The organism is Flammeovirga sp. SubArs3 (assembly GCF_947387565.1).
Taxonomy (GTDB): domain Bacteria; phylum Bacteroidota; class Bacteroidia; order Cytophagales; family Flammeovirgaceae; genus Flammeovirga; species Flammeovirga agarivorans.
In genome coordinates, this window is sequence record NZ_CANDOA010000002.1 from 417687 (window position 1) to 431327 (window position 13641).

General features: G+C 34.0%; 14 protein-coding genes. 7 read left to right on the plus strand and 7 right to left on the minus strand.

Going from position 1 to position 13641, the window contains the following annotated elements; genetic code table 11:
* Window positions 1-42 precede the first annotated feature (42 nt).
* Complete coding sequence (locus QL232_RS06235; protein WP_281613483.1) at window positions 43-1614, minus strand: hypothetical protein; 1572 nt, start codon at window positions 1612-1614, stop codon at window positions 43-45.
* Window positions 1615-1821: 207 nt separating this feature from the next.
* Between QL232_RS06235 and QL232_RS06240 the strand changes: the two genes are divergently transcribed.
* A complete protein-coding gene (locus tag QL232_RS06240; protein ID WP_168880594.1) occupies window positions 1822-2976 on the plus strand; it encodes a 2-isopropylmalate synthase in 1155 nt (384 codons plus the stop codon).
* A 554-nt stretch (window positions 2977-3530) separates the two neighbouring features.
* On the opposite strand, the gene QL232_RS06245 is transcribed toward QL232_RS06240, so the two are convergent.
* Window positions 3531-4280 carry an STAS/SEC14 domain-containing protein gene (locus QL232_RS06245; RefSeq protein WP_281613484.1) on the minus strand — a complete coding sequence of 250 codons (750 nt, stop codon included), beginning with the start codon at window positions 4278-4280 and terminating at the stop codon, window positions 3531-3533.
* Window positions 4281-4425: 145 nt separating this feature from the next.
* Between QL232_RS06245 and QL232_RS06250 the strand changes: the two genes are divergently transcribed.
* From QL232_RS06250 to QL232_RS06265, 4 genes are all read left to right on the plus strand, one after another.
* The gene (locus tag QL232_RS06250; RefSeq protein WP_281613485.1) at window positions 4426-5676 is read left to right on the plus strand and encodes an NAD(P)/FAD-dependent oxidoreductase; all 1251 of its coding nucleotides are present in this window, start codon (window positions 4426-4428) and stop codon (window positions 5674-5676) included.
* A gap of 51 nt (window positions 5677-5727) precedes the next feature.
* The gene (locus QL232_RS06255; protein ID WP_168880597.1) at window positions 5728-6294 is read left to right on the plus strand and encodes a DUF2911 domain-containing protein; all 567 of its coding nucleotides are present in this window, start codon (window positions 5728-5730) and stop codon (window positions 6292-6294) included.
* 205 nt (window positions 6295-6499) lie between these two features.
* Window positions 6500-7147 carry a hypothetical protein gene (locus QL232_RS06260; RefSeq protein ID WP_168880598.1) on the plus strand — a complete coding sequence of 216 codons (648 nt, stop codon included), beginning with the start codon at window positions 6500-6502 and terminating at the stop codon, window positions 7145-7147.
* A 10-nt stretch (window positions 7148-7157) separates the two neighbouring features.
* A complete protein-coding gene (locus tag QL232_RS06265; protein WP_168880599.1) occupies window positions 7158-7409 on the plus strand; it encodes a hypothetical protein in 252 nt (83 codons plus the stop codon).
* A 25-nt stretch (window positions 7410-7434) separates the two neighbouring features.
* On the opposite strand, the gene QL232_RS06270 is transcribed toward QL232_RS06265, so the two are convergent.
* From QL232_RS06270 to QL232_RS06290, 5 genes are all read right to left on the minus strand, one after another.
* Entirely contained in the window at window positions 7435-9573 is a 2139-nt protein-coding gene (locus tag QL232_RS06270; protein ID WP_281613486.1) for a T9SS type A sorting domain-containing protein, read from the minus strand.
* Window positions 9574-9618: 45 nt separating this feature from the next.
* Window positions 9619-9909 (minus strand): ribbon-helix-helix domain-containing protein, encoded by a 291-nt coding sequence (locus QL232_RS06275; protein ID WP_281613487.1) that lies wholly within the window; start codon window positions 9907-9909, stop codon window positions 9619-9621.
* Window positions 9910-9920: 11 nt separating this feature from the next.
* Window positions 9921-10694, minus strand: coding sequence for an AAA family ATPase (locus tag QL232_RS06280; protein WP_168880602.1), 774 nt, complete (start codon window positions 10692-10694; stop codon window positions 9921-9923).
* A gap of 75 nt (window positions 10695-10769) precedes the next feature.
* Complete coding sequence (locus tag QL232_RS06285; protein ID WP_317169929.1) at window positions 10770-11423, minus strand: TMEM175 family protein; 654 nt, start codon at window positions 11421-11423, stop codon at window positions 10770-10772.
* Window positions 11424-11448: 25 nt separating this feature from the next.
* The gene (locus QL232_RS06290; RefSeq protein ID WP_168880604.1) at window positions 11449-12057 is read right to left on the minus strand and encodes a TetR/AcrR family transcriptional regulator; all 609 of its coding nucleotides are present in this window, start codon (window positions 12055-12057) and stop codon (window positions 11449-11451) included.
* A 195-nt stretch (window positions 12058-12252) separates the two neighbouring features.
* On the opposite strand from QL232_RS06290, the gene QL232_RS06295 reads away from it, so the two are divergent.
* Both QL232_RS06295 and gldF read left to right on the plus strand, forming a co-directional pair.
* Complete coding sequence (locus tag QL232_RS06295; RefSeq protein ID WP_168880605.1) at window positions 12253-12888, plus strand: DUF4251 domain-containing protein; 636 nt, start codon at window positions 12253-12255, stop codon at window positions 12886-12888.
* 16 nt (window positions 12889-12904) lie between these two features.
* Window positions 12905-13636, plus strand: coding sequence for a gliding motility-associated ABC transporter permease subunit GldF (gldF, locus tag QL232_RS06300; RefSeq protein WP_168880606.1), 732 nt, complete (start codon window positions 12905-12907; stop codon window positions 13634-13636).
* The last annotated feature ends 5 nt before the right edge of the window (window positions 13637-13641 follow it).

Here is a 13641-nt window from a genome sequence, read left to right on the forward strand (position 1 = left end):
TTCAACGATAAAGAGTTAGTTGGGTTTCGAAAATAGGTGATTTTATTCTGGATATTCATCACCTATTTTTAAACGGGCTTTCTCCTGAATGACATCTTGCACCGTACGTTTCTCAATTTTCCCTTCTAACCAAGAAATAATATCAAAATACATAAATGGATATTTCTCAAAACGATCGCCTTCTAGTGGTAATAAAACTTCTTTTAATTGAATAAAAGCTTCCATTAGTTCTTGATCATTCATGTTTCTTGAAAGTTTTTTCAAGAATGCCATAATGTACTTCTGAAATTTGAAAAGATTGTCCTTTCTCAACATGAAGCGATAAGTTGACTTTACATAATAGTCTACCAAGTCTGTATTACCCATTTCATAATGACTAATAAGGTTGACAATTCTTGCAAAAACATGGACGTCTTCTCTTACATCCATTTCTAACGCATCAGAATTAATAATTCTATTTAGCCATCTTGATGAAAGTCTAAAATCACTGGCGCCGAAATAAAGACAAGCAATTTTATAATAGAGAATAAGTCTCGAGTGCTTATTCAGTTTTGTGATAAAGAACTCAATATTACTCAATAATGCGTTTAACCTTTGAATACCACCAGTAAAATCACCCAACATAAATAATCTATTGAACTCATGTATGTATGAGTATTTCAATAGTTTCATTTTAATGTTTTCACTCAGTTCAACTTTTTTCATTGTTCTTATTTTTCGAAACAATGATTTAGTATTCACAAAGTCTTTATACTGATTATTCTTGTATTGCCCATTCAACACGTTATTGATGGACGCAATATATAAATCCAATTTGGCAGGGATGATGTCTTGATTATTATGGAATATATTCAGGGCCTTTTCAGCATATTCTAAACCTGTATTGACATCATTAGTAAAATAATAAAAACCGACATATAAATCGTAAAGACTAAGCTTTTCATTGATAGAAAGTTTGTCCTCATCGATATTGAATATATCGCCTTTAACCAAACTCATAGCTTTGTTTAAGTCTTTCTGACTTTTGACATAACCCGTTTTTAGGTAGAAAGCATTAAGTGTTGCTGATATATTTGTAAATCGGTTGATAGTATTGATTCGGTCATTAGCGTCCTGTACTTCTTGGATCAACTTATTTACTCTACGTTGGTTGTGTTTATCCAAAGTATGAGACAGTAAACTCTTTTCCCATCGTAGAATTTCAAGAAGCAGCTCTAAATGATCACTCTTTTGTGCTTTCTTTTTACACTTTCGTAGAGTATCAGCACACTGATCGTATAATCCTCGATTATATAAAAGCTCGACATGATCAATCATTTCTCTAATCTCAGCATCTTCCATTTTTGTTAAATGAAATTGCCTTAAAGACTGAAGAATACGTTTGTATAAGTGAGCTTTGAGATTGGAGAATTGTGATGGTTTTAGCTCAGGTGTAGACGCTAGCAAAGCATCCTCATCGAAGACTTCTTGCTTATCGATAAGGTCAAACAAAAGCATAAACTTTTTGTTCGAATTAGTATTGGTTTCATTCGAGACCAGTTTAAAATAACGTTTCTCACTGCGAGACATCGACTTGATAAGCTGATATAAGTGATTTGATCTTTCTTTAGGCATCGTAATTATTCAATCCTTTTGTAATGCAATACTATCCATCAAAATTACATTTTATGAGGGATAAAAGTAAATTAAACATCGTAAAATGTATCTTTTTTAGTTTTTGATGCTTTTCATCACCATTTACATTTGAAATTACATTGCTTCTGCAATGAATGGTTTATTTCTAAATGATAATAAAACAAACACCTAAAAGTGTTTAAGCCTATGAACGATAAAGTTTTTATTTTCGACACGACATTACGAGATGGAGAGCAGGTACCAGGTTGCCGTTTGAATACTGAAGAGAAGTTAGTAATAGCTCGTGCACTCGAAGGTCTAGGCGTTGATATTATCGAAGCAGGTTTTCCAATTTCAAGTCCTGGTGACTTCGAAGCGGTAAATCGTATTGCTTCTGAAATACGAAATACAACTGTTTGCGGATTGACAAGAGCAGTTAAAAAAGACATTGAGGTGGCAGCTGAGGCTCTTAAGCCTGCAGCAAGACCTAGAATTCATACAGGTATTGGTACTTCTGACCAACATATTTTTACAAAACTAAGACTAGACAGAGATAGAGTCATTGAAAGAGGGGTTGAAGCTGTTAAGTTGGCAAAAACATTTGTAGAAGATGTCGAGTTCTATGCAGAAGATGCAGGTAGAACAGATAACGAATACTTGGCTCGAGTCATTGAGGCTGTCATTGCAGCCGGAGCTACAGTTGTGAATATTCCTGATACAACAGGATATTGTATTCCAGAAGAATATGGTGCGAAGATCAAATTCTTGAAAGAGAATGTGAAAAATATCGACAAAGCCATTATTTCGACTCACTGTCATAATGACCTTGGTATGGCTACAGCAAATTCATTATCAGGCGTAAGCAATGGTGCTCGTCAGATTGAATGTACTGTGAATGGTATTGGAGAAAGAGCCGGTAACACTTCTATGGAAGAAGTTGTTATGGCGATGAGAAAACATAATATGTTGAACTTCGATACAGCTATACATACTCAAAAAATTTACGAAATCAGCCGTTTGGTTTCTGATACAATGCGTATGCCTGTGCAACCTAACAAAGCAATTGTTGGTGACAATGCATTCTCACATTCATCAGGAATTCACCAAGACGGTGTGATCAAGAGCAGAGACAATTATGAAATCATCGACCCTGCTGAGGTAGGAGTTTCGGAATCATCAATTGTTTTAACTGCAAGAAGTGGTAGAGCTGCTTTATTCTATCGTATCCAAAAATTGGGGCACACATTAAGCCACGAAGCGTTAGAAGAAGCTTATCAAGAATTCTTGAAAATGGCAGATCGCCTTCAAACTGTTGAAGACGAACACCTTCAAGAGCTACTTCAAGCTGTGAAAGTTGCATAACAACTTCACAATGCCTACATTAGAATTTATGTTTATATGTGTTTATATATGGTTTAAAACCATTTATGGTTAGTATGTGGTAAGTGCGGCTTCCAGTTGGAGGCCGTTCTTTTTTTGTCTATACTTTTTTACCCCTTATTCCCTTCCTCAAAATCAATCAATTATCTCATTTTAGTCTCGGTGTTTGCTTTGTTCTGAAAACCTGCGTTTTCGCAGGTCATTTTATGGTGTAAAAAATTGATGTCTTGTGTATTATACCATAAGTATTGCCTAATAAACCCTCTACATTTGTAATGTACAATAAAGAAAAACAAAGTAAATTTTCATTTCATATCATAGGACAAATAAACATGTACTCAAAGACTATTAATGTTGTAAGAATAGTTTTCACACACACTAACCAAATCACAGTCTAGTTACAGACTTAGTATAACGTGTTGTAAAATACCAATTCAATTATTAATCATTCATTGAAAATTGTTCCAACATAAGTATTACCAAAAAAAATGACATCCGCTTAGATTAGGCGGATGTCATTATTATTTATATCTATTTTATTTTAAGTTTAACCAAGTCCTAGCTCTATCAGCATCTTCCAAAACGAAGTATTCAATATTCACACCTGGTGTGATGATATCACTAATTCTAGTAAGTAGGTCGCTCCATTGGTTGCTTTGGCCTATAAAGGCTATTTTATTGATCTTAGAGTAGTGTTTTAGGCCATTCTTAAGATCATTCCATAATGCAGAAATATTAGAGTACCCTTTAAAGTTGTCGAACTGTAAGTATAGGTTTATCTCAGATTTTGTATCTGCTTGATTGGAAAAATCTTGATCGATCATATAAACTTCTTGAGGGTTTATTTTACCGGAGAGCTTGTAAGCCAGGAAGTTATCATTACTGTCTGTGGCTAACTTTTTAATCGCAGGAGAGTACACTTCATCATCTTGTAATAACCAAACTAATGCCTGATCTCTCTCCGATATATTGAAGCATTTTATAGGGAATTCAGACATCATAAAGTCTGCAAAAGAGGATACACCTTGAAGCCATTCTATGTCAGAAACTATGGCAAATTTTTCAATATGTTTTTTCGCAGCAAACTTTTCCTTAATTATCATGAAAAAATCTTTGTAATGTTCTAATCCTCCGATCTTTGTGTATTCAGCAAGGACCCTAACTTTTCCATTTTTAGCTTTTTCTTCTACAGCATCAACAAAGCTTTCAAAACCTTTCGTATCAATTTCTCCATTTAATGTAATGCCGACAACTTGTGCTCCAAGTGAGTTATTTATGTGTATCATTTTTAATGTATTGTTTTTAAAGTGTAATCTATTTTTACTTATTATTCGTATACGGTATTTACAGTCATTATGGCTATAAAAAATCATTTTTTTATCATCAAGATTTTGGTATTTTCAACAGAGAATTATTAACCATACTGTAAATATGAATATCGCAATAATTGGAGGAGGAATTTCCGGGTTGTATACCGCGAGTATTTTAAAAGAACTAAACTATAATATAACTGTTTATGAAGCTTCAGACCGATTGGGAGGAAGAATTTATACTCATTCTAGAATAAAGAAAAAGTTTGTAGAATTAGGAGCGGCTGAAATTCATGGAATGAAGTCGGTGAATTATGAAATGCTCGACCACTTAGAACATAAAATTGAACCTATTGTTGGTAACGAATATGTTTGGTTTGAAAATAAACTTCATGATGTTGAAAAGAAAGAAGACTTTCCTGAAAGCGTCAATGGATTGTTTGCTTACTTTGGTAATATCAGTAACGAGACTTATGAAGGATCAGTGATGGCTTCTTTAAAGGAGAAGTCCTTGTACTCTTCAAAATTAAGGTACATCGTTGATGGAATTACCAGTGAATATTCTGCATCTGCTGAAAAATTGTATGCAAAATCTTTGGGAGAGGAAGAATGGAGATGGTCATCAGGATTCAGAAATTTCTTTTCTTATGGAAGATACAGTGATGCTATCGATTTTTTCAAAGATAAATTAGAAAACGAAATTCAGTTAAATACATCTATTGTTGATATTAATTATGCCGATGATGGTGTAACTCTTTTGACAAGAGGTGGGGAATCACACCATTTCGATAAAGTGATTGTTAGTACTTCTTTGGGTGTATTAAAAAAGGAGAAAATTAATTTCACACCACCAATGCCAGATGAAAAAAGAATCGCGATTCAGAAATTAGGCTTTGGTAAAGGACGTAAATTATTTATTGAGTTTGATAAACCTTTTTGGGAAGAAGATACAACAGAAATTTTAGGAGGGAAAAAATGTCCTATTTATTTAATACGACCAGCTCAACCTAATTGTATTTGTGCTTATATCATGGCAGATGCAGCCAAAGAGTTTAATCAACTAAGTGATGAAGATGTCGCTGAAATCCTTATTAATGAGTTGGACGAGATGTTTCCTGATCTAAATGTTCAGGCCTTATATGCGAATCACTACGGTAAAGATTGGACGTCAGACCCATATTTTCATGGTACATATTCTTATTCTCGTAAGGATTCTATTATCCATAGAGAGACACTGAAACAGCCAATAGAAGATAAAGTATTTTTTATTGGAGAGGCCTGCAATACCAGTGGTCATTCTGCGACGGTGCATGGAGCTATGGAAACAGGAGAGGAAGTGGTTAGAAAGTATTTTGATTCTAAAGTAGTATAGTTTTTGTATTAAGTAGTGGAAACAAAACTTTAATCACGAGAATATTATAGAATGAAGAAAGTATTAATTTATCTTCTTGTGTTTATTGGTGTCTTGTTAATCGGTGGTCTCATTTTTAGAGAAGTGATGATCACTCAAACCAAGAAACATAGTCCACAAGTAGAAGAAGTATATCATTCTAACGGAATAAACATCTCTATCAACTATTCATCTCCTTTTAAGAAAGGAAGAGTTATTTTTGGTAACCTTGTACCTTATGGACATGTTTGGAGAACAGGAGCTAATGAACCAACCACCTTTATGACGAATGTTCCCTTGGATATTCAAGGCCAACGTTTAGCACCAGGAAGGTATTCTATTTGGACAATTCCAGAATCGAAAGAATGGACGGTTATCTTCAATAAAAAGATAAATGATTGGGGAGTAAGTCTTGGCGGAAAGGCAAGTAGAAATCCTGATGATGATGTTTTGCAAGTCGTAGTTCCTACAGAACACCTTCGAAATGTAGTAGAGAGTTTTATGATTGATGTAAAAGCTGCTGAAGAATCTAATAAAATGTACTTGAGATTTGAGTGGGATAATGTAGGTGTACAGTTATTATTGAAAGAAGCAAAATAGCGTTTTCGCTCTGTTTTAGATAAAAATCAAAGCAATTGTTCAATTTTTTAGTTAATATTTGAATGATTGCTTTTTCTATTTTCTCTTTTTAGAAAGTATTGATTATATTATTTTGTGATTTACTTAAATTTGTAGTTCATACAGTAAGATCATTTTGTATTTTACTAAGTAAATCTTGACATTAAACCAACTAAGGAAAATCGACATGACAACGTCTAAAATTACGCTTGAAGAATATTTGGAAAATCACGAAGCTAAATTCATGAGGATACCAAGGTTTTTTCAAGAAGCATCTCGTGTACTAGGCACAATGTGGGAAGCATTGGAAGGTATCGAGGAGTTTCAGGAAAAAGGAAATCCCGAGCAAATTTTTATTACGTTATTCTATGTTGAAGAAGAAAAGAGTATTCTGATTCAGGAAACTCGTTTTGCAATGTCAATGATGTTCCCAATTCAAGTGGAAGACGGAGTACTTATCATTGATACGTTGGATTTAATTACTGCCTTAAGAAAGTTTGCGGAAAAGTTGCCAGTAGAAAGGGAACCTATTGCAGAAATTCTTGAATTTGTATTGTATTCGGGGTACTATGGATTTAAAAATTCAGAGGCTCGCACCTTAGCAAAATTAATTGTAGATGCTGCTTATCTAAGTGGTAAAGGGGATGTGGATGAAGATGAATTTTTCACTATAGTAGATACGCTGTATGCCCCTCCTCAACAGTTTTTCACTGATAAGTATATCGATCAGGAAATATTGGATATCATTGAGGTTCAGGATACAGTTTATAATTATTTACCTGCTGCTTTAATGATTTTAAGAAAACATTTAGTTCAGGACCAAAGACAACATTAAACCCATTTATATGTTAGAACTTTCGAAAAAAGAAAAGAACTTAAGTTTAACGATTGCTGATCATTTAATTAATGATCAAGGAATTAAGTCTGAAGATGAGATCGAAAACTTATCAGAAGAGTATTTAACGAATATCATTGTAGAAGTATCTGCTAACTATGAAGACCCTGTAAACGTATCAGAAGTGTTTTTGAAGACATTTAAAGGGATTTTAAAATTTGATGTAGCCTATTTACTTCGATCAAATCGCTGTTGTTCATAGTAATTTCTTTAGTGTATACTATCTATTACTGAACTATTATTTTGCTGACCTGTATTTGATTTTGATATATCTGTAAAATATATAAGCCTCTTTGCCAATGATCAGTTCTGATATTAATCGTCTGATTACTTTCTATTTCTATAGTTAACATTAACTGTCCTAGTTGATTATAGATACGACCGTTAACCAAAGTAGGGTATTCGTTTTTAATATTTATTTGTTGTGACGTGGGGTTAGGAAAAACCTTTAACTTCGAATAAACAGTTGGATTTTCAACAGCTGTTGGTTGATCATATTGCCCAATTTTGGCTAGATATAATCCTCCTCCTTCTGATCCTGTAATAAGGTAATCACCAAGTTGTGTACTCTTTAGTCTGTTGCCGTAAGTACGATCAATAAACTTTTCGTCATTAAAAAATGCTTTACTCTGATAAGTAGGGTTCTCTGATCTAAAGTTTTGCCATACTCTTGGGGTACCACTATCATCCCATACAAGTAAATCGTCACGTCCATCGTTATTGAGGTCACTGACAAAAGCAGATGGATATTTCCTTAAGATATTACCTTCAATATTTAAAAATGACTCTTCCTGAAGCTCGAAAGTACCAATGGTATTTTGATGATGGTATTCTAGAGCACCAGAAAATTTACCTAGTAATACATCAATTAGACCATCTTCATCAATATCTACGAAATAGGGTATATCTTCGGGCCTATGCTCAAATATCTTTTCAGGAGTAGTATTCGCTTCAAAATCATTTTCTAGTGAGAATAAATAAACCCCAGCTTGATTACTATTCGGAACTCTACCACTTATTGCCAATTGTGTTGTGTTTTTCCATTGAATAATCTGTGGAGAAATATCTAACATTCCCCATGCCTGAATATTTAAGAAGTTATCAGTGATCCATTGGAATTCAGGAGAGGTATTACTGCCTATATTTTTGTAATAAGAGATACCACCTCCAGAAGAGTTCCCTTCATTGTCAAAACTTATTCTATAACCAATTAATAAATCTAATTTTCCATCATTATCAACATCGTATGTGATAGGTCTACTTCGTTCTCCTAAATCAATTCCTGTATTTTGGATAAAGTTATCTTCTTGAAATGTCCATGTAGGTGAAGTAATAGTACCCGTATTTTTATACCTCCAAACGTATTTTGAAAAATCTGTTAGATCTCCTTCATTAGTATCAATATTTGGAGCGATAATCATATCTTCCAAGCCGTCATTATCTGTATCTACAAAGAATGCAGCAGGGAAATCAGGGAAACTTACAGGATGACTTTGCGGAAAAAATGTGATGGATTCATCAAAAGATGCATTCTCATTGGATCCTTTATTAGGTAAAGCGACTAGGTTGGTACAGCTTCTTTCCCCAATCAGCAAATCTAAATTGCCATTCCCATTAACATCATACATCGTAAGTGCTGAACCCAGGTGTTGAATTCGTTCATTTGAGGTGCAATTGTCGTCACCGAAGACATAGGTTGCACAGTCTCCACATTCTTGGAAGTCACCCCAATTATCTGTTCTTTTTCGAAAAGATGGAATACCTTCTTCAATACCTTGATTGATATGAGCTTCTATAGTACCGCCTAAACCAGGAACGAAAGTTAGAAAATCAATGAGACCATCTCCGTCAACATCGGCAAACGTAGGGGAGTCTGCCAAAGCAGAAGTAAGAGGTGTTGGTGACCCTGAAAATGTAGTGGTTTCTAATTGAGTGGGTAAATCACTAAAATTAAGCGTTGAAGATGAGCTATTATTTGGGTAAATGTAGATGCCATCTTCTTCTCCAATGATAAGGTCTTTTTTTCCATCATCATTGAAGTCTACTAATTGTATCCAGAATCGGATGTCTTGAGGGAATAAAACTTCATATTCAGGAGCATATTCCCATTGATTATTTTGAAACAGATAAGTACTGATTTTTCTTGTTGTACGATCAAAAAGTACTAAATCGTCTGTATTGTCTAGATTGAGATCTAAATTAAAGAATTGAGGTGCATTTATTCCTCCATTCCATGCGTTATTAAACGCAACGTTCTCTTTTATAACTTGGATATCAGATGTGTTGGTGAATCCGATATTCTGAGCATATATACCTTGTAAATTAAAATAAGTAAGGCAGATAAGGATTAAGAAGGTACGTTGCATTTAGTATTATCAAATAGGGTTACGTAATGATTATTAGTCTAACAATCATAAATCTACTTGAAAATCTAGGTAAAACGCAACTGCTTCTTTTAATATTTCTTCTTGTTTTCGGCCTTCTTTATCTGCAAGTGCCTTTATTTTATTTTTCTGCTCTTCAGAAAGAGCATCGAATAATGAAGTACTAACTTCGGAAGTTGTTGAAGCATTTAAGGGTTTAGAAGGGGTAGGTTCCACAATTGGAGCTTCCTTCTTTTCTTCTTTTTTAGGTGTTGAGTTAGATAATGGTGAACCTCCTAATAATGAATCCAACCCACCTGAGAAACTTTTCTTTGCCATATTTTCAATATTTAGGATGTAACTTTAGTAGTGGAACGTTCTGCAACTTCTTGTGCTAATGCCCAATAGTCTACCGCACCATTACTTTTAGGATTGTATCTGAAAATATTTGTTTGTTTAGAAGGAGCTTCAGCCAAAGCGACGTTGTCTCTAATCACAGTATTGAAAAGTGTATCTCCAAAATGTTTTTGAATTGCTTCTTTCACATTTCTATTTAAGATTTTTCTTTTATCAAATTGAGTAATGAAGACCCCTCCAATTTCTAAGTCTTGATTTAATCTTTGTTGCACTTTTTCAATTACTTCTAAAAGCTTTTTTAGGCCTTGAGTTGCCAAAAATTGCGCTTGTAATGGGAAGTAAACTTGATTAGAAGCAGTAAATGCATTTATCGTAAGTAGACCTAAACTTGGAGGACAATCAATTAATATAAAGTCAAATTGATCTTTCACCTTGTTTAAGTGATCTTTGAGAATAAATTCCCTACCTGCTTCCATACTTAATTCTAACTCAGCACCAGAAAGGTCTAGTTCTGCAGGAATTACAAATAAGTCCATCTCTAATTCATGCATGCTTTCTTCTGTAGTACAGAATCCTCGCAACAAAGTATATACCGATTTTTCAGGTTCGAATATCCCTAAAGACTGACTTAAATTTGCTTGAGGATCCATATCAACCATCAAAATACGCTTACCCATTTGATGTAGAGCGGCGCCTATATTGACAACAGAAGTAGTTTTTCCTACTCCTCCTTTATGATTACTTATAGAAATGACCTGTGCTGCCATTGTTAGTTGTGCTTTTAAAAAATTATGATGATAAACTCTATGTAGTAGTATTTACCTTAAAATATTTTTAAGCAATTAACGTGCACTATTTCGTTTTTCTGCCCATTTTGTTTGAAGCCAAAAGGCAATAGGAACTAATGTATAAGGAACTTGAGCATATTCGATAGCAACGTAGCCTAAAATTAAAGAGATGAAAGCCAAAAGCGGTTCCATCCATAGTCCTTCGCTTATTTCTTTATTGTCTAATGGATCAACAGGGTTTTTAAGCAGTCTATTATTAAAACTAACATGCTTCCAAGCTGAAAAAGAAAGTAGGCCGATAATTATTACATTAATACTGTATGCTGCAATTGCCACAAAATAATCAGGAAAAGCAGTCGCTAAACCGTTAGAAAATGGCAATAATGCTACAAATGCCAGCATTAATAAATCGAGCCACATATACACCGTATCTGCTCCTTTCATGAGTCTTGTCGTAACGGTATGCTTTAACCAGTATACCGCCAATAAAACAAAGGTAGAAAGGAAGATACCAAGTATAGGTAACTGATTAGAAAACGCAGAAAGTAGCTGTTTATTACTTTTTATATCTCCTACTTCTGGAAGATCTATTGCTAAAAGGAGCATAGTCATAGAAGTAGCAAAGATAATATCCGCTAATCGGGTAATTCTTGTTAACCAGCTTTTTGAAATAGTTTTGGGTTGGTAATCTTTTTTAAATACCATCATTTTAGAATGTTGTAGTTAATTATTTTTATGGCATAAGCATCTTTTCTAAGTATTCATCACAAAACTCTAAAATTCTCTTCTGAGTATGTTCATTGTAGTTGGATACTCCTTCAACAGTAGGTTTAATTATTATTCTTTCAGAACGGATGATATAGTCATTCAATGCATTCACTAAAAACGAAACAACTAGTTCTTCGTCTACATCAGCATTGTAGATGCCTTGCTTTTTACCCTCAACGATTTTATCTAAAAATAAGTTACTTACAATATTGGCAACTTCATCATTTTTTGTAATTACCTCTGCTCTAAGCTCCATCATCTCCTCTACGTTCATGATACGGGCTAAATCACGGTTCATTAAAGAAACTTTAAAAAACTTACGAAGTGCTAATTTTAAAAACTCTAACCCTTCATTCTCAGAGTTTTTAAGGCTTTCCACTACATTTTGAATCTGAGAAGAAAAGTCCGTAATAATCTCTTTTAATAATGCTTCTTTAGAACCAAAGTAGTAGTTAATCATCCCTTGGCTAACTTTGGCCGTTTGTGCTATTTCTCTTGTTGATGCACCATCAAAACCTCGTTGTGATATTAGTTTTGTTGCAACCTTTAAAACGTGTTCTCTGTTATTTTTCATATCCTTTAATTGATCGAATGATTAATAATTAATAAAGATAATCATCAATTCGAAAAAAAAAACATAAAATGTATATCAGAGATTGGAAAGATTTATATTTGTATATGAGATAGAGTAATCACGAATTAATACACTCAGAACACTTAAATGAAACTCTATTTGATTTTCAATTTTTTGAATCTAATTATGTTAACCATGAAAAACTGGATCTTACGTTCATTTACTTTCTTTGTTTTATTCTCATTTATTGGCCTTTCAAATTTTGCTACTGCTCAAGACACTAAACCTGAACAGGAACTTACTGAGAAAGAAAAGAAAAAACTTGCTCGTAAAAAGGCAAAAGAAGAAAGAAAGAAGGCAAAAGAATTAGCAAAACAACAAGCTCAGGCCGAAGAAAAAGCTCGTTTTGAGATGGCGAAGGCTGGAATGTTGTCACAGCAATTTGTGTTACAGGCAAATCAAGTGTACGATCGTTACGGAAATACTGCCCAAGTAACAAACAATATTAACTTTGTGAAGTTAGATGATGATAAATGTGTAGTTCAATTAGGCTTTGAAGGCATAGTTGGATACAATGGTGTTGGAGGTATCACTTTAGATGGTAAAATATCTGATTTGAAAGTAGAAGAAAATGATAATGGAAGCATCATGATGTCTTTCAATGTACAGGGGGCAATGATGCAAGCCGCCGTAAGAATAAATTTAAATGGTGCAGACAACTGGGCTGATGCAACAGTTCGTTCTCAAACGGAGAACATTGAAATCAGATTTAGAGGAAATATTCTTCCTACCAACTTGTCGTCTGTATACCAAGGAGCAACTCCTTATTAATTGATTTTTTTAAGCAATGTGGCAAATTTTTCAACGAGAAATAAGTAGTTTTTTTAGTGCCGTTTTAGGCTATTTGGTAATGGCTGTATTTTTAGTGATGATGGGGTTATTTGTTTGGGTTTTCCCTCAAACAAGTGTCTTAGAAGGAAGTTTTGCTTCTCTTGATTCACTCTTTAATATAGCTCCTTACATTTTTATGTTTTTACTACCTGCAATTACCATGAGAGGTATTGCAGAAGAGAAAAAAACAGGGACACTAGAATTACTTTTTACAAGACCTGTGACTGACTTTCAGATTGTTGGAGGGAAATTTTTATCTGCTTGGGCAACCGCTTTACTAGCTTTGTTACCGACAGTTATTTATTACTTTTCAGTTTATGAATTAGGGGCACCCAAAGGTAATATAGATACTGCAGGGGTTTTTGGTTCTTATATAGGTTTGGTATTTCTTGCTGGTGGGTTTGCTGCAATCGGTACTTTTGCTTCTTCCATTACATCGAGTCAGATTGTTTCGTTTATTGTTGCAGTAGTTATCTGCTTCGCTAGTTACGATGGTATTTCATCAATAGCTTCTATTCCTGCTCTAAGCGATTATGCTTACAGTATTGGTTTATGGGGTGTTGATTTTCATTATAGATCTTTAAGTAGAGGATTGGTTGATTCTAGAGACATCCTTTATTTTTGTAGTATGATTGTTGTGGCACTTAGCCTTGCAAAATTATCTTTAAGTAGTCGTCGCTGGGAATAGCGAAC